A 14884-nucleotide genomic window follows, 5' to 3' on the forward strand; every position below is an offset into this window, starting at 1 on the left:
GGCACACGCTCTCGCGACTGAATCGGTGAGGAAATGGACGCACAACAACAGGATCAGCACACACCGGCGGAGCTGGCCGTCACCGAGCGCACCCGGCACCGGCGGCTCCGGGACCAGGGCAGTACGCGGGTCGCGGACCTCGACGCGATACTCCGGGCCGGGTTCGTGTGCCACCTCGGGGTCGTGGTCGACGGCACGCCGATGGCGGTGCCGACGGTGTACGGCGTGGACTTCGCGAGCCGCACGCTGTTCGTGCACGGCTCGGTCGCCAGCCGCAGCATCGTGCGGGCACCGGAGGCGACCGTCTGCGTGACCGTCACGCACATCGACGGGCTGGTCCTTGCCCGTTCGGTGTTCGAGCACGGGGTCAACTACCGCAGCGCGATGGTGTACGCCGTGCCCCGGCTGATCACCGGCGGGGACGAGCTCCTGCACGGCCTCAGGATCGTCACCGAGCACTGCGCGCCGGGCCAGTGGGACTACGCCCGTCGCCCCAACTCCCGGGAACTGGCGGCCACTTCACTGCTCGCGCTGTCGCTGAAGGAGGCGTCCGTGAAGGTGGCGGCGGGCCCGCCCGACGACGGGGACGGGCCCGACGGAAAGCTCGGCCTGTGGGCCGGGGTGGTGCCGGTGCGGACCTATTTCGGGACGCCCGAGGCCGATCCCGCACTGCCCGCGGGCATGGCCGTGCCCGACCATGTCGCGGCTCTGGGCAGCGGCAGCTCGGGCAGCTGAACGCGGCGCGGACCGGCCAGGACGTACACGAGCCCGAAGCCGGCCGCGACGACCGTCGCGCCGCCGATCGCGTCCAGCACCCAGTGGTTGGCGGTGGCGATGATCGCGCAGACCGTGAACAGCGGGTGCAGCAGGCCGAGCAGCTTCATCCAGAGCTTGGGCGCGCACAGCACGATGACGATTCCGCACCACAGCGACCAGCCGAAGTGCAGCGAGGGCATCGCCGCGTACTGGTTGGTGACCTCCGTCATCGCGCCGTAGTGGGGCCTGGCCAGGTCCTGCGGACCGTGCACCGTGTCGATGAAGCCGAGGCCCGGCATCAGGCGCGGCGGGGCCAGCGGGAAGAACCAGAAGCCGATCAGGCCGAGCAGGGTGGCGAAGCCGAGCGAGGCGCGGGCCCAGCGGTAGTCGGCGGGGCGGCGGACGTACAGGACGGCGAGGATCGCCATCGGGACGACGAAGTGGAAGGACTCGTAGTAGAAGTTGAAGAAGTGCTCCAGCCACTTCACGTGCTGCACACCGGAGTTGGCCCAGTGCTCGATGTTGATGTGCAGGGCGCGTTCCACATCGACGATCGTCCTGCCGTGCGCCTCCGCCGTCTCGCGGCCGCTGGTCGCGGCGGCCCTGATGTGCGAGTAGCCGGAGTAGCCGACCCGTATCACCAGGAGTTCCAGGAGCAGGTTGGGACGGGTCACCACGCGGCGCCAGAGCGGCAGCAGCGGGACGCGCGCCCAGCGGGCCGGGACGGGTTTGACGTACGTCGTCGGGACCGGGGTGCGGAAGTTCTCGTCGGTGCGCGCCAGGAACGGCACCGCGCAGGCGGCGGCGAGCGCCACGATGAGCAGCAGGTTGTCGCGCAGCGGCTGGACGGCGGCGATGTTCGGCAGGATCACGTCGCCGGGCAGCGCCAGGATGAGGATCACCGTCGCGGGCCAGACCTTGCGGTCGGCGGCCCGGCGTCCGGCCCGGCCGACGGCGGCGAGCAGTACCCACAGGAGCTGGTGCTGCCAGGCGGTCGGTGAGACGGCGACCGCGACGCTGCCGGTGAGGGCGACGGCGAGCAAGAGCTGGCCGTCGCGCGCGTAGCGGACCGCGCGGCGCAGGCCGAGGGTGATCACGACGGCGGCGAGGGCGGCGAAGAGGACGATTTCCAGCGGGCCGTGCAGTCCGGCGCGCAGCAGCGCGCCGTGCAGGGACTGGTTGGCGAGGCTGTCGGCGCGGCCGCCGAGCCCGGCGCCGGCCAGGTGGTGCACCCAGTACGTCCACGAGTCGTGCGGCAGCGCGGCCCAGGCGAGTGAGGTGGCGGCGGCGAAGGTGGTGAGGGTGGCGGCGCCCGCGCGTCTGCGGCCGGTCAGCCACAGCAGCGGGACGAAGAGCAGCACGGTCGGCTGGAGGGCCGCGGCGATGCCGATGAGCGCCCCGGAGAAGCGTTCACCGCGTACCACGAACAGGCCGAGCAGTACGAGCAGGACCGGGATGATGCCGGTCTGGCCGAGGTGGAAGGCGTTGCGCACCGGCAGCGACACCATGAGCAGGCTGATCGCGACGGGCGCGGCGAGCAGGGAGCTGCGACGCGAGACCGGGCCGGGCAGGGCACGGGCCACGACCAGGCCGAGGACGACGACGAGCAGCAGCGTGGCGAACGTCCAGCCGACGCCGAGTGCCTGCTCGGCGGCGTGCGAGAGCGGTCTGAGGACGAGACCGGCGAAGGGCGCGCCGGTGAAGTGTTCGGTGCCGGTGCCGTACAGCGAGCCCTTCACGTGGAAGGCGCCGCCGGTGCGGGTCCAGGTCTCCAGGTCGGTGAGCCGTTCACCCGGTGGCAGTCGCAGCACGGCCGCGATCTGCCGTATCGCGAGCACCCCGGCGAGCAGCCACAGGAACACGCGGGCCGTGCCGGTCCTGGGGTCCACCGTGCCGGTGTCCACCGCGCTGCCGCGTCCGCCACCGTGCTCCGCATTCGCCACGCCGCGCCGAACCTTCCGCCGATCGTCCTGTGCTCCCAAACCTTCGCACCACCCGGGCATGAAGACTCAGGCAACCCCCACTTCGCCTGACTGTCACCCGGATTTGCCCGGAACGGGCAACGTACCGGAACCGCCGGGGCCGCCACTCCGTCGTAGCTCCCGTCGATCACACGGGGGGTATACGGACATGCGGGACGCGCAGAGGCCGTGGCGCCGGGCGCTGCTGGTGGCGTTGGCGCTGGTGGCGCTCCAACTGGGCTCGCTGGTGGCCCCCGCGTACGCCTGCGGCTGCGGGGCGATGGTGCCGCAGAGCGGGCGGCAGCTGAGCGTGCAGCAGGAGACGTCGGCGGTCCGCTGGGACGGTGGGAGCGAGCAGATCGTGATGAGGCTCACGGTCGCCGGGAACGCGCCGCGGGCCGCCTGGATCATGCCGGTGCCGAGCCGGGCGACGGTGAAGCTCGGCGACCGGCGGCTCTTCGACGAGTTGGAGTCGCTCTCGGCGCCGGTGCACCGGACCCGTTCGTACTTCTGGCCGCGGAACGGCGACTGGCCGCTGACCGGCGCTCGCGCGGACGGCGCGGGCCCGCCGAGCGCGCCGGGCGCGGCCGCGAAGCCGCCCGTCGAGGTGGTCGGCAGACAGCGGCTCGGCCCGTTCGACGTGGCCCGCCTCACCGCGACCGACCCGACGGCACTGCGGGACTGGCTCGCGCGCAACGGCTTCCAGCTGCCGCCCGCCCTCGCCACCGAGCTGCGGCCGTACGTCGAGCAGAAGTGGGAGTACGTCGCGATCCGGCTCGCCCCCGATCAGCCGGGGCAGACGCTGGGCGGTCCGCTCGACCCGCTGAGCCTGACCTTCGCGAGCGACCGCCCGGTCTACCCGATGCGGCTCTCCCGCCTCGCGAAGACCCCGCAGACGCTGAACCTGTACGTGCTCGGCGAGCACCGGATGCAGACGGCGTCCACGATCGGCGGCGGGCCGCCCGAGACCCTGTTCGCGGGGAGGATCACGCACCCGTCGGGCCCACTGGGCGACCTGACCGGCCGCCCGGACGCGGTCTATCTGACCGCCCTGACCCAGTTCTTCGGGCAGCCGTCCCTGATCGACGGCGACCACGAACTCCACCCGTCCGCCGACGACACACCCTTCCAACGGACTTCGTACACCGACGAGTTGATGACGGTGGGCGGGATTCCGGCGTGGCTGTTGACGGTGGTGGGCGTGCTGCTGGTGCCGGCGGCCGGGGGCGCGGTGACCATCCGGATGCGCCGTACGCGGCGGACGAGGGGCGCCCTCACCCCGTCTTGACCTGGCCATGTAGCAGACTGCTCGCACATGGACGAGGCGAAGGCGCCACCCCGGCGGCCTTCTGACGAGAGGTGTCGCGTGCCCAGCGTCGTAAAGATCAACGTACTGACCGTGCCGGACGACCAGCGCGAGGTGCTGGAGCAGCGCTTCGCCTCGCGGGCGGGCTCGGTGGAGAACTCGGACGGGTTCGAGTGGTTCGAGCTGCTGCGCCCCGCGGAGGGCACCGACCAGTACCTCGTGTACACCCGCTGGCGCAGCGAGGAGGACTTCCAGAACTGGATGGCCACGTCCATGCGGGGCGCGCACGGCGGGGGTGCGCAGGGCGAGGGCGGCGAGCGGCCGGGGCCCGCCGCCTCCGGGTCCACGCTGTGGTCCTTCGAGGTCGTGCAGCAGGCCGCGCCCAAGGCGTGAGCGAAATTCGGTGGCCGTGGCGGGGGTTGCCGGGATAGGCAGTGCCCATGAGCTGGATCATGGCCACCGAGCGGTACGACACCCCCGACGCGAGCCTGCTGCGCCGCGACTACTACGACGAGGTGGCGAGCCGGTGGTACGGCCGGCCCGCCACCGGCGAGGAGATCGAGGCGGGGCTCACCGATGACGGCGCGGATCAACTGCGGCCGCCCACGGGGGACTTCGTGGTCGGCCGGTACGGGGGCCGGGCCGCGGCCTGCGGTGGCGTACTGCTGTGCGCGCGGGCTCCCGTGATCGACGGCACGTCTCCGGCGACGGCGGAACTCACCCGGGTCTTCGTCCGCCCCTTCGCGCGCGGGACCGGGGGCGGCGGGGCGCTGCTCTCGGCCCTTGAGGACGCGGCCCGGCGCCTGGGAGCGCGGCGCCTCGCGCTGGACACCCGGCACGATCTGGTCGAGGCGCGGGGGCTGTACGCGAAACACGGCTACCGCGAGGTGGCCCCGTACAGCGAGGGCCCGTACAGCGAGCGCTGGTTCGCGAAGGAGCTGTAGCGGGGGGGGCGGGAAGACCCGCTCACGCCGCGTGATCCCGCGGCACCGGCGGCCCCCCGGGCTGCTCCGCGTCCGAGCCCGACAACTCCTCCGTCAGCTCCGCGACCAGCTTGACCAGGTCCGTGGGGCGGTCCGGGCCCCACCAGTCGCCGAGGAGTTCCGCCAGGGACTCCTCCCGCGCCGCCGCCAGGCGGACCGCCACCTCGCGGCCCTGCGGCGTCAGCACCATCGGCAGGCCCTCCCGCCGGGCCAGACCGCGCGACTCGACCTGGCGCGCCGCCTCGGTGATGATGTGCAGCGGCACGGGGCTGCGCTCGGCGAGCACCCCGGGTTCGGCGGATCCGTACTTGTTGATGCGCAGGAGCAGCCAGCTCGCCGCCGGGAGCAGGTCCAGGTCCGCCTTCGCCGTGATCGTCTCGTAGATCTCGCGGCGGCCCTCCCGCGTACCGAGCACCGACAGCGCCCGCGCGCACTCGTCGTACGAGGATCGCTCGACGGGGTTCGAGGCGACGGTCTGGCTGGCGTCGGGCGCGGTGACCGCACCCCGCAGCTTGTCCTCCCTCAGCAGCCATGCGATCACGAAGGCGATGAGGACCACCGGAGCCGCGTACAGGAAGACGTCGGTGATGGAGGAGGCGTACGCGTGCAGCACCGGTTGCCGTGCCGCGGGCGGGAGTTGACGGATCGCGCGCGGGTCCGCGGAGATGGTGCCGGCGCCGACGCCGGGCGGGAGCTGCTGTCCGGCGAGGGCGTCGGACAGCTTGCCGGTGAGACGGTTGGTGAAGATCGTGCCGAAGATGGCGACGCCGAACGAGGCGCCGATGGAGCGGAAGAAGGTCGCGCCCGAGGTGGCGACGCCCAGGTCCGCGTAGCCGACCGCGTTCTGGACGACGAGCACCAGGACCTGCATGACCAGGCCGAGGCCCGCGCCGAAGACGAAGAAGTAGACGCTCATCTCCCAGGTGGAGCTCGACTCCGTGAGCCGGTGCAGGAGCAGCAGGCCCACCGTCGTGACCGCCGTGCCCGCGATCGGGAACACCTTCCAGCGCCCGGTGCGCGACACGATCTGCCCGGACGCCGTCGAGGTCACCAGCATGCCGAGGACCATCGGCAGCATGTGCACCCCGGACATGGTGGGCGAGATGCCCTGCACGACCTGGAGGAACGTCGGCAGGTACGTCATCGCGCCGAACATCGCGAAGCCCACGATGAAGCTGATGACGGCGACGAGGGAGAAGGTGCGGATGCGGAACAGCCGCAGCGGCAGGACCGGCTCGACCGCCTTGCGTTCCACCGCGACGAAGGCCGCGAGCAGCACCGCGCCGAGCGCCGCGAGCCCGATGATCTGCGCCGAGCCCCAGGGCCAGGTCGTACCGCCGAGCGAGGCGACCAGGACCAGGCACGTCGCGACCGACGCGATGAGGAAGGTGCCCAGGTAGTCGATGGTGTGCCGCATCCCGCGCACCGGGATGTGCAGCACGGCGGCGATGACGAGGAGCGCGATCACCCCGATGGGCAGATTGATGTAGAACACCCAGCGCCAGCTGAGCTGTTCGGTGAAGAATCCGCCGAGCAGTGGGCCGAGCACACTGGTCGCGCCGAACACCGCGCCGAAGAGGCCCTGGTACTTCCCGCGTTCGCGCGGCGAGACGATGTCGCCGACGATCGCCATGGACAGGACCATCAGACCGCCGCCGCCCAGGCCCTGGAGCGCGCGGAATCCGATCAACTCGCCCATGTTCTGGGCCACTCCGCACAGTGCGGAGCCGATGAGGAAGATGACGATCGCGGCCTGGAAAAGCTTCTTGCGGCCGTACTGGTCGCCGAGCTTGCCCCAGAGCGGGGTGGCGGCGGTGGAGGCCAGCATGTACGCCGTGACGACCCACGACAGGTGCTCCATCCCGCCCAGCTCGCTGACGATGGTCGGCAGCGCGGTCGAGACGATGGTCTGGTCGAGCGCGGCGAGCAGCATGCCGAGCAGCAGCGCGCCGATGGCGACCAGTACGGTCCGCCGTTCCTGCCCCTCACCCGGGGCGACGGTGGCGGGAGCGGTTCCCTGAGCCATGGCCACGTCCCATCCGTTGTGTGCTCCGACTCGCTCTCACCATCTTGATCGGAATGTACGGAATTGGCCTGCCGGGGTTGGCCGCGCACCCCGGGTGCCCGCGGGGCGCCGGGCATAATCGCACGCAGTCCAAGGGGAGGGGACCCGACGATGACCGGACACGGCTGTCCTGAATGCGGTGCGGAACGCGGGGTGGACGGCAGACCCGGCTGCGTCTGCGCCGAGCGCGCCGCCGAGACCGTGCACGCCGAACGCTCGGCGGAGGCCGCCGCCTCGGAGGACTTCGACCCGCTGCGGATCCGGCCGTATGTGACCCTGCCGAACGCCGGGGTGCCGCCGGTCGCCGAGGACCCTGACGCCCTCGCCCCGCCCGTGCCGCCGGACGCGGCCGAGACCATGCGGCTCCGGGCCGTGCCCGCCGACGGGACGGCACCGCTGCCCACCGTTTCCGCCGACGGGGCGGCGCCGGTTCGGCCCGTGTCCGCCGAGAGTGCGGAAGACGCCCCCGGCGGCGCGCTCGGCGCCACGGGGCTCCGCCCCGGACCCCGCTCCTCCATCGCCGGAGAGGCCGAAATTGCCGGAGGGGCTGATCTCGACCCCCCGCCCCGGAACCGGAAACACCGCCGCCTGGCCGCGCTGACCATCGGCGCCGCCGCCGCTGTCGCCATCGGGACCGCCGCCTTCGCGAGCACCCTGTTCGCCGGGGACGCCACGCCGAAGCAGGCGCTGCCCGATGCCGTGGACACCGGGGTGCCGTACAGCGGCACCGGCCAGGCGTCCGCCGATGCGCCCTCGGTCGTCCCTTCGCGTACGAAAAAGGCCGCCCCGCCCCACTCCGCGGCCCCGAAGCCGTCGGCCCCGCCCTCGCCGTCCGCCTCCAGGGCCGCTTCGCCCAGCCCGTCGAAGGCCGCGCCGTCCCCGTCCGCGTCCGCGTCGCAGCAGCCGTCCGACGGCCCCGGCAGGCAGTCGCTCGCGCCGCGGGGCGCCACCTTGCGGCGCGGCGACAGCGGGCCCGCGGTGCTCGAACTCCAGCAGCGGCTCGCCCAGTTGGGGCTCTACGGCGGCAGCATGGACGGCACGTTCGGGGCCGGGACGGAGCGCGCGGTGAGCACCTTCCAGTCGTACGCGGGCGTCGACGGCGACCCGGCCGGGGTGTACGGACCGCAGACCCGGCGCGCGCTGGAGTCGATGACGGACCAGCCCTAGGCCCACGCGGCCCGGGTATTCCGGATGACCCGGGTAATCCAGGTAACAGGGGGGCGGGTGGCACAACCCGCCCCACGTTTTGTATCGTGGAGAAACAAAGTGATCCCTGCCTGTACTCCCTGACCGGCGGGCGGGGATCACCTTTGTTTTCTGTGCCACCCCGCTCCCGCGCCCTGGAGTCCGCCGATGTCGGCTCGCACCACGACCACCACCGTCCTGACCGCCCGCGCGTTCCTGCTGGACATGGACGGGACGATCGTGAACTCCGACGCCGTGGTGGAGCGCTGCTGGCGCCGCTGGGCCGAGCGGCACGGCCTCGACCCGGAGGCGGCGCTCAAGGTCGTCCACGGCCGCCAGGGCTACGCCACCATGGCCGTGCTGCTCCCGGACCGGCCGATGGAGCTGAACCACGCCGACAACAAGGTGATGCTCGCCGAGGAGACCGCGGACACCGACGGTGTCGTGCCGGTCGCCGGCGCCCCCGCCTTCATGGCCGCCCTCGCCGGGCTGCCGCACGCGCTGGTCACCTCCGCCGACGCGGCGCTCGCGCGGGCCCGTATGACGGCCGCCGGGCTGCCGATGCCCGCCGTGCGGGTCACCGCGGAGAGCGTGGGCGCGAGCAAGCCGGACCCGGAGGGCTTCCTGAAGGGCGCCGCCGAGCTGGGCTTCGAGGCGGCGGACTGCATCGTCTTCGAGGACTCCGAGGCAGGTATCGCGGCTGGCCTGGCGGCCGGGATGCGGGTCGTCGGCGTGGGCCCGCGCGCCGCCGAGCACAACCCCACGGCGTACGTCCCCGATCTGACGCACCTCACCGTCGCCGCCCGGCCCGACGGCACGCTGTGCCTGGAGATCACCGGCTGACCGCGCCGACCACGAGCAAACGGCCCCCGTCCTACCACGGGGGCCGTTTTCGTATCCGCCGCCTCAGCCCGCGAACGCCTCGAACAGGCTGAACCCGGCGAGTGCCAGCATCAGGCAGGCGGCCACCTTGGTGATCAGACGCAGCGGCACGTGCTTCATCAGGGTCCGGCCTCCGATGATGCCGAGCGCGGCGACCGCCCACAGCCCGAGCACCGCGCCGATGCCGACGGACAGCGGGTTGTCGTAACGCGCGGCCAGGTTGGCGGTCATGATCTGGGTCAGGTCGCCGAACTCGGCGACCAGGATGAGCATGAAGCCCGCCCCGGACACCTTCCAGAAGGACTGGTCGGCGGGCGCCTTCACTTCCTCGTCGTCTCCGCCCTTCTTGAAGAGCAGCATCGCCGCGCCCGCGAGGAAGAGCACCCCGACGATCGCCTGGAGCAGCCGCTGCGGCAGCAGGGTCAGCACGCTGCCCGCCGCGATGGCGAGGACGACGTGGACGGCGAAGGCGGCCGCCACGCCGACGAAGACGTACGAGGCCTTGTAGCGGGTGCCGAGCATGAGTCCCGCGAGGGCGGTCTTGTCGGGGAGTTCGGCGAGGAAGATCACGCCGAAGGTGATCGCCATGATCGTGAAGCTGAGCACGGAAGGGTTCCTCAATCGGTCGGGCACGGCCGCGCCGAGAGCAGTTCCGAGCTGAATCCGGGGTCGCTTCGGCACGGCAGCGCCATGAATGGTCATGGTCACTGCGGCCGAAGGTCTCGCTGGCGGGTCCCTCACGGGCACTCGCCTCCGGGCGCCGGCCGGGGCCCCTGGGGGACTCGGCAGTATGTCGACGTTCCGGCGAAGAGCTACTCCCCTTCTGCGCCGTCCAGCCTACGGCATGCCGCACGCGACCGGTCAGGGCCTTAGGGGGTGTCCGGTGGATCATGGCCGGGGTCGCGACGCCTGGCACGGCACCTCGCCGCGTTGCCGAACCGCCCCGATAGCTCCGCTATCAAGACGCTCCGGCGCCTTGCGATGCACCGCACCAGCCGCCGCGCCCTATCCGCCCCTGACCCACCGGACACCCCCTAGGTCCCGATGCATCTTGCCCCGCGCGACGAGCTCCAGCACCACCGACACCGCGATCGCCTGTACGGCCATGAGCGCGACCAGGACGAACAGCTGGACCGCGCCCGCCTGGACGGGTGAGGCGCCGCCGAGCAGCATGCCGACGAACGCGCCGGGGAGGGTGACCAGGCCCACGGTCCTGGTCTGGTCGAGGCCGGGCAGCAGTGCGTCGGACGCGGCCGGCCGGGCCACTTCGAGGCGGGCGTCCCGGTCGAGCAGGCCGAGCGCCATCGCGGCCTCCACCTCGCCACGCCGCGCGGTCAGCTCGTCAAGGGCCCGGCGCCCGCCGAGGACGGTCGCGGTGAGCGCGCCGCCGATGAGGATGCCGGTGACCGGAATCAGGGCGATGCCCTTGACGGGGACGAGTCCGGTGAGCAGGAGCGCCGCCACGACGGGGGCGACACCGGCCGCGATGGGGGCGGCCGCCCACCACCAGGTGCGGTTGGCGGTCATCCGGCGGCCGGCGGTGCGGACCGCGACGGCGAACATCAGGGTGAGGAATCCGAGCAGCAGCGGCAGGGAGCCGACCACCCAGTGGATCGCCAGGGCGACCACGGTGAGCTGGACGGCCGCGCGCACCCCGGCGACGAGGATCTCGCGGTGCCGCCCGAGGTGCGCGGCCGCGGCGACGCCAGCCGCGACGAGGAGCAGGGCGACCAGGACGACCCCGAGCGTGACATTCACCGGCAGCAGCACGCGCCCACCGTACGATGCCGGGGCCCGGCACCCCGCCCGCGGCTGCCGCCGACGGCCTCCCGCCACCGCCCGTACGCCCGCCGGGCAGGGCTCAACACCGTCTGGCGCCACGGCAGTTGAAACCTGTTGTACCCCCGCGTCGTTCCGTACCGTACGAACGGACCGGCGACGGAGGGGGCATCACATGGCCGGGCTTCGCCTGGGACCGCTGCTGCGCTACGTGGATCCGCGAGGGGCGGCCACGGTCTGGGTCGAGGCCGACCGGCCCGGCACCGTCGACGTGCGCTGCGCCGACGGCGCGTCCGGCGCCTCCCACACGTTCCAGATCGCGGGGCACCACTACGCCCTGGTGCCGGTGAGCGGGCTCACCCCGGGCGCCGCCACGGCGTACGAGGTGCTGCTCGACGGGCGGAGGGTCTGGCCGCTGCCGGACTCCCGCTTCCCGCCGAGCACCATCTCCGTTCCGGCGGCCGGTGACACGGAGCTCCGCATCACGTTCGGCTCCTGCCGCCGGGCGCCGGACCCGACGGGCACGGACGCGCTGGACGCCCTCGCCGCGGGCCTGGCGGCCGACCCCGGGGCCGGGCGGCCGGACGTCCTGCTGCTCCTGGGCGACCAGGTGTACGCCGACGCGGTCTCCCCGGACACCCGCCGCTGGCTGGCCGCGCGCCGCGATCCGCGCGACGCCCCGGGCGCGGGGGTCGCGGACTACGAGGAGTACACCCGGCTCTACTACGAGTCCTGGCTCGACCCCGAGGTGCGCTGGCTGCTGTCCACCGTCCCCAGCTGCCACCTCTTCGACGACCACGACGTGATCGACGACTGGAACACCAGCGCCGCCTGGCTCGCCGGGATGCGCGCCACCCACTGGTGGCGGGAGCGGGTGATCAGCGGCCTGATGACGTACTGGGTCCACCAGCACCTGGGCAACCTCTCCCCCGCCGAGCTCGGCGCCGATCCGCTGTACGCGGCGGTGCGGGCCGTGCCGGACGGCACGGAGGCGCTGCGTTCCTTCGCGGCCCGCGCGGACGCGGATCCGGCAACCGTGCGCTGGAGCTACCGGCGCGACTTCGGCCGCACCCGGCTGCTGATGGTGGACACCCGGGCGGCCCGCGTCCTGGAAGAGGGGCGGCGGGCCATGCTGGACGAGGGCGAGGCGAGGTGGCTGGAATCGCAGGTGCTCCAGTCTCCCGGCGACTGCGACCACCTGCTGATCGGGACCTCGCTGCCCTGGCTGCTCCCTCCGCTCGTCCATGACGCGGAGGGCTGGAGCGCGGCGCTGTGCGCGGGGGCCCGCGGGCGGCGCTGGGCGCGCGTCGGCGAGGATCTGCGGCGCCGCGCCGATCTGGAGCACTGGGCCGCGTTCCCGGCCTCCTTCGGCCGCCTCACCGAACTGATCGCCCGCGCGGGGACGGGCCCGAGCGCGCCCGCCACCATCGGCGTCCTGTCCGGTGATGTGCACCACGCCTACGTGGCGGAGCCCTTCTGGCCAATTTCGGCGCCCCAACCCGCTTCCCACATCGCCCAGTTGACCTGCTCGCCGATCCACAACTCCGTTCCGGCCCCGCTGCGGGCCGGATTCCGCTTCGGCTGGAGCCGCCTGGGGCGCCGGCTCGGCCGCGCCCTGGCCCGGCACGGACGGGCGGGGCGGCCGGTCCTCGACTGGCGCCGCACGGGCGGCCCCTGGTTCGGCAACCAGCTCATGACGCTCACCCTGCGCGGCCGTTCCGCGCGACTGCGGCTCGAACAGGCACGGCGCGGCCGCACGGGCCCGGCCCGGCTCACGACCGTGATGGAGCGCCCGCTCACCCCCGGCGGCCCTCCTGACTCAATTCACACAGCCGAAACAAGACATTAAGAATGTTGAACTTGCAAGCACTAGTGAGGGCTGCCTAACCTGGGGGCTCCCGTCGGTCACGTCCCCAACCGAAGGAGCCCCCCATGGCCTCCCCCACCCTTGACACCGAGCGCGCCCGGCCCTATGCGCTCGGCCTGTTCCGCATCGTCATCGGCCTGCTCTTCGCCTGCCACGGCGCCGCCTCGCTGTTCGGCGTCTTCGGCGGCGCGCAGGGCGGCGGCTCGATCCCCGCGGGCACCTGGCCCGGCTGGTACGCCGCCGTGATCCAGCTCGTCGGCGGCATCCTCGTGATGTCCGGCCTGTTCACCCGCCCCGCGGCCCTGGTCTCCTCGGGCTCGATGGCGTACGCCTACTTCAGCGTCCACCAGTCCGCCGCGCTGCTTCCGCTGCAGAACGGCGGCGAGGCCTCCGTGATGTACTGCTGGGCCTTCCTGCTCCTCGTCTTCACCGGTCCCGGCGCGCTCGCCCTCGACCAGGTCCTGGGCGCCCGCCGCACCGCCCCGGCCGCCGAGCAGCGCGAGGCCGTCGCCGCCTGAGCCCGCACGCAGGGCCCAACTCCCCTTCCGCTGCCCGGAGTTCAGCCGCCGAACTCCGGGCAGCGGCATGCCGCCACCCGGCGGGGCGCGACTACCGCGCCGACTGGAACGGCACGGTGAAGCACGCCAGCCGGTCCCCCTTGCCGCCGGGGTCCCGGTGGATCACCACCGAGTTGGCCTCGCCCCGCCGGAATCCCCAGGCGTGGTGCGCGACCGCCGCGCCGTCGCCGTGCGCATCGGGCGTGAAGTCCAGCCACACCTCGTTCGCCGAGTCCGGCACGATGGCGGGCCGGTGGCGGTAGTGGTCACCCGCGTCGCCGGGCAGACTGCCGCACGGGGCCCGGTGCACATGCACCCCGTACGCGTGGCCGGGCACCAGACCCCGCACCCGCAGCTTCACCGTGGTCCCCTCCCGCCCGAACGGCGCCGTCCGCTGCTCGACCTGGATCCACGCCCCGGCCGGTACGAGATCGAGGCTGTACGTCACCGCCGGGGACGGAAGGAACGCACCGGGCGGGGAGAACCGCGCCTCGGCCCGCAACCGGGCGAGGCCGCCGGGCCCGCTCCCGCCCGCACCCTGGCCGAGCGCGCCACCGGCGAACACCGCCAGGGCCGCGACCCCGGCCTGCACCGCAGACATCCTTGAGACCATGCGCTCCACTCCTCGCGATCGCCCCCGCTCCCTTTCCTCTGTGCTGTAACACCAGCCACCCCCGAGAGAAACCCAGCCACCCCTGAGAGAAACCTCGAGTGGCCCGCGCGTACGCTGTACGGCTGTACCGCCGCCCCTGCCGCTTCCCCGCGACAACGCGGTATTCACCGTCCCGGGGAGCCGAGAAGCAGCAGAGGAGCGAACGTGCTGGAGAGTGTGGGGGCGCTGACTTCCGGCCCCTGGATCTACGCCGTGGTCACCCTCTCCGTCCTGCTCGACGTCTTCCTTCCCGTGCTGCCCAGCGGGGTGCTGGTGATCACGGCGGCCACCACGGCGGCCGGTTCGGCGAACACCGCGGGCGCCGGGGCCGCCGGTGCGACCGGGCACGCCGATCTGTTCGCCCTCGCGGCCTGCGCCGCCGCCGCTTCGGTCCTGGGCGACCTGGTGGCGTACCGCCTCGCCCGGCGCGGCGGGGCCCGCCTTGAGCGCGCGATCGCCCGCTCCCGCCGCCTGACGCGGGCGCAGGAACGACTCGGCACCGCGCTCAACCGGGGCGGCGGCGCCCTCGTCGTCGTCGCACGCTTCGCCCCGGCCGGGCGCTCCGTCGTCTCACTCGGCGCGGGTGCGGCCCAGCGCAAGGTGGGCGAGTTCCTGCCCTGGTCGGCGCTGGCGGGCGTGGCCTGGGCGACGTACAGCGTGGGACTGGGCTACTTCGGCGGCCAGTGGCTGGGCGCGACCTGGCTGGGCACGGCGGTGTCGGTGTTCGCCCTGTTCGCGGCGGGGGGCCTGGCGGCGTACGTCATGCAACGCCCGACCCCGGGAACGGCGACGGCTTCCTGAGACCGGCCGGGACCTCGGCGGGCCGCCAACGCCCCAGCCATCCCAGCCCCGCACCGACCGGCCTGCTCGCCGACGCAGCCCAGCACCACA

At 73.1% G+C, this 14884-nt stretch carries 14 protein-coding genes; 9 read left to right on the plus strand and 5 right to left on the minus strand.

Annotated elements, in window-relative coordinates; translation table 11 throughout:
* Window positions 1-33 precede the first annotated feature (33 nt).
* Window positions 34-735 carry a pyridoxamine 5'-phosphate oxidase family protein gene (locus ACIQ8J_RS02805; protein ID WP_403264098.1) on the plus strand — a complete coding sequence of 234 codons (702 nt, stop codon included), beginning with the start codon at window positions 34-36 and terminating at the stop codon, window positions 733-735.
* Here the strand turns inward: ACIQ8J_RS02805 and ACIQ8J_RS02810 are convergent.
* The gene (locus ACIQ8J_RS02810; protein WP_403264100.1) at window positions 639-2699 is read right to left on the minus strand and encodes a bifunctional glycosyltransferase 87/phosphatase PAP2 family protein; all 2061 of its coding nucleotides are present in this window, start codon (window positions 2697-2699) and stop codon (window positions 639-641) included. The genes ACIQ8J_RS02805 and ACIQ8J_RS02810 overlap by 97 nt on opposite strands.
* Before the next feature lie 187 nt (window positions 2700-2886).
* Between ACIQ8J_RS02810 and ACIQ8J_RS02815 the strand changes: the two genes are divergently transcribed.
* The 3 genes from ACIQ8J_RS02815 (at window position 2887) to ACIQ8J_RS02825 (ending at window position 4967) form a co-directional block, all read left to right on the plus strand.
* Window positions 2887-4005 (plus strand): DUF2330 domain-containing protein, encoded by a 1119-nt coding sequence (locus tag ACIQ8J_RS02815; protein WP_403264101.1) that lies wholly within the window; start codon window positions 2887-2889, stop codon window positions 4003-4005.
* A gap of 78 nt (window positions 4006-4083) precedes the next feature.
* Entirely contained in the window at window positions 4084-4416 is a 333-nt protein-coding gene (locus tag ACIQ8J_RS02820; RefSeq protein WP_403264103.1) for an antibiotic biosynthesis monooxygenase family protein, read from the plus strand.
* A gap of 47 nt (window positions 4417-4463) precedes the next feature.
* Window positions 4464-4967 (plus strand): GNAT family N-acetyltransferase, encoded by a 504-nt coding sequence (locus tag ACIQ8J_RS02825; RefSeq protein ID WP_403264105.1) that lies wholly within the window; start codon window positions 4464-4466, stop codon window positions 4965-4967.
* A gap of 22 nt (window positions 4968-4989) precedes the next feature.
* Here ACIQ8J_RS02825 and ACIQ8J_RS02830 read toward each other — a convergent pair whose 3' ends face one another.
* Complete coding sequence (locus ACIQ8J_RS02830) at window positions 4990-7032, minus strand: DHA2 family efflux MFS transporter permease subunit (RefSeq protein ID WP_403264107.1); 2043 nt, start codon at window positions 7030-7032, stop codon at window positions 4990-4992.
* A gap of 192 nt (window positions 7033-7224) precedes the next feature.
* Between ACIQ8J_RS02830 and ACIQ8J_RS02835 the strand changes: the two genes are divergently transcribed.
* Both ACIQ8J_RS02835 and ACIQ8J_RS02840 read left to right on the plus strand, forming a co-directional pair.
* Complete coding sequence (locus tag ACIQ8J_RS02835; protein WP_403264108.1) at window positions 7225-8238, plus strand: peptidoglycan-binding protein; 1014 nt, start codon at window positions 7225-7227, stop codon at window positions 8236-8238.
* Between the two features lie 186 nt (window positions 8239-8424).
* Window positions 8425-9099 carry an HAD-IA family hydrolase gene (locus ACIQ8J_RS02840; RefSeq protein WP_403264110.1) on the plus strand — a complete coding sequence of 225 codons (675 nt, stop codon included), beginning with the start codon at window positions 8425-8427 and terminating at the stop codon, window positions 9097-9099.
* Between the two features lie 63 nt (window positions 9100-9162).
* Here ACIQ8J_RS02840 and ACIQ8J_RS02845 read toward each other — a convergent pair whose 3' ends face one another.
* Both ACIQ8J_RS02845 and ACIQ8J_RS02850 read right to left on the minus strand, forming a co-directional pair.
* Complete coding sequence (locus tag ACIQ8J_RS02845; protein ID WP_403264111.1) at window positions 9163-9744, minus strand: TMEM165/GDT1 family protein; 582 nt, start codon at window positions 9742-9744, stop codon at window positions 9163-9165.
* A 399-nt stretch (window positions 9745-10143) separates the two neighbouring features.
* Entirely contained in the window at window positions 10144-10908 is a 765-nt protein-coding gene (locus ACIQ8J_RS02850) for an ABC transporter permease (protein ID WP_403264112.1), read from the minus strand.
* Between the two features lie 184 nt (window positions 10909-11092).
* On the opposite strand from ACIQ8J_RS02850, the gene ACIQ8J_RS02855 reads away from it, so the two are divergent.
* Both ACIQ8J_RS02855 and ACIQ8J_RS02860 read left to right on the plus strand, forming a co-directional pair.
* Window positions 11093-12766 carry an alkaline phosphatase D family protein gene (locus ACIQ8J_RS02855; protein ID WP_403264113.1) on the plus strand — a complete coding sequence of 558 codons (1674 nt, stop codon included), beginning with the start codon at window positions 11093-11095 and terminating at the stop codon, window positions 12764-12766.
* Between the two features lie 83 nt (window positions 12767-12849).
* Window positions 12850-13302, plus strand: a complete 453-nt coding sequence (locus ACIQ8J_RS02860; protein ID WP_403264115.1) for a DoxX family protein — start codon at window positions 12850-12852, stop codon at window positions 13300-13302.
* 91 nt (window positions 13303-13393) lie between these two features.
* On the opposite strand, the gene ACIQ8J_RS02865 is transcribed toward ACIQ8J_RS02860, so the two are convergent.
* Window positions 13394-13942, minus strand: a complete 549-nt coding sequence (locus tag ACIQ8J_RS02865; protein WP_403264116.1) for a superoxide dismutase family protein — start codon at window positions 13940-13942, stop codon at window positions 13394-13396.
* A gap of 216 nt (window positions 13943-14158) precedes the next feature.
* Between ACIQ8J_RS02865 and ACIQ8J_RS02870 the strand changes: the two genes are divergently transcribed.
* Window positions 14159-14794, plus strand: a complete 636-nt coding sequence (locus ACIQ8J_RS02870; protein ID WP_403264118.1) for a DedA family protein — start codon at window positions 14159-14161, stop codon at window positions 14792-14794.
* Window positions 14795-14884 lie beyond the last annotated feature (90 nt).

The organism is Streptomyces sp. NPDC094147 (assembly GCF_044764265.1).
GTDB lineage: Bacteria > Actinomycetota > Actinomycetes > Streptomycetales > Streptomycetaceae > Streptomyces.

Coding starts and splice junctions, on each gene's coding strand:
- ACIQ8J_RS02830 (WP_403264107.1), bottom strand. CDS start 7,032: ATGGCTCAGGGAACCGCTCCCGCCACCGTCGCCCCGGGTGAGGGGCAG.
- ACIQ8J_RS02825 (WP_403264105.1), top strand. CDS start 4,464: ATGAGCTGGATCATGGCCACCGAGCGGTACGACACCCCCGACGCGAGC.
- ACIQ8J_RS02840 (WP_403264110.1), top strand. CDS start 8,425: ATGTCGGCTCGCACCACGACCACCACCGTCCTGACCGCCCGCGCGTTC.
- ACIQ8J_RS02860 (WP_403264115.1), top strand. CDS start 12,850: ATGGCCTCCCCCACCCTTGACACCGAGCGCGCCCGGCCCTATGCGCTC.
- ACIQ8J_RS02855 (WP_403264113.1), top strand. CDS start 11,093: ATGGCCGGGCTTCGCCTGGGACCGCTGCTGCGCTACGTGGATCCGCGA.
- ACIQ8J_RS02865 (WP_403264116.1), bottom strand. CDS start 13,942: ATGTCTGCGGTGCAGGCCGGGGTCGCGGCCCTGGCGGTGTTCGCCGGT.
- ACIQ8J_RS02815 (WP_403264101.1), top strand. CDS start 2,887: ATGCGGGACGCGCAGAGGCCGTGGCGCCGGGCGCTGCTGGTGGCGTTG.
- ACIQ8J_RS02805 (WP_403264098.1), top strand. CDS start 34: ATGGACGCACAACAACAGGATCAGCACACACCGGCGGAGCTGGCCGTC.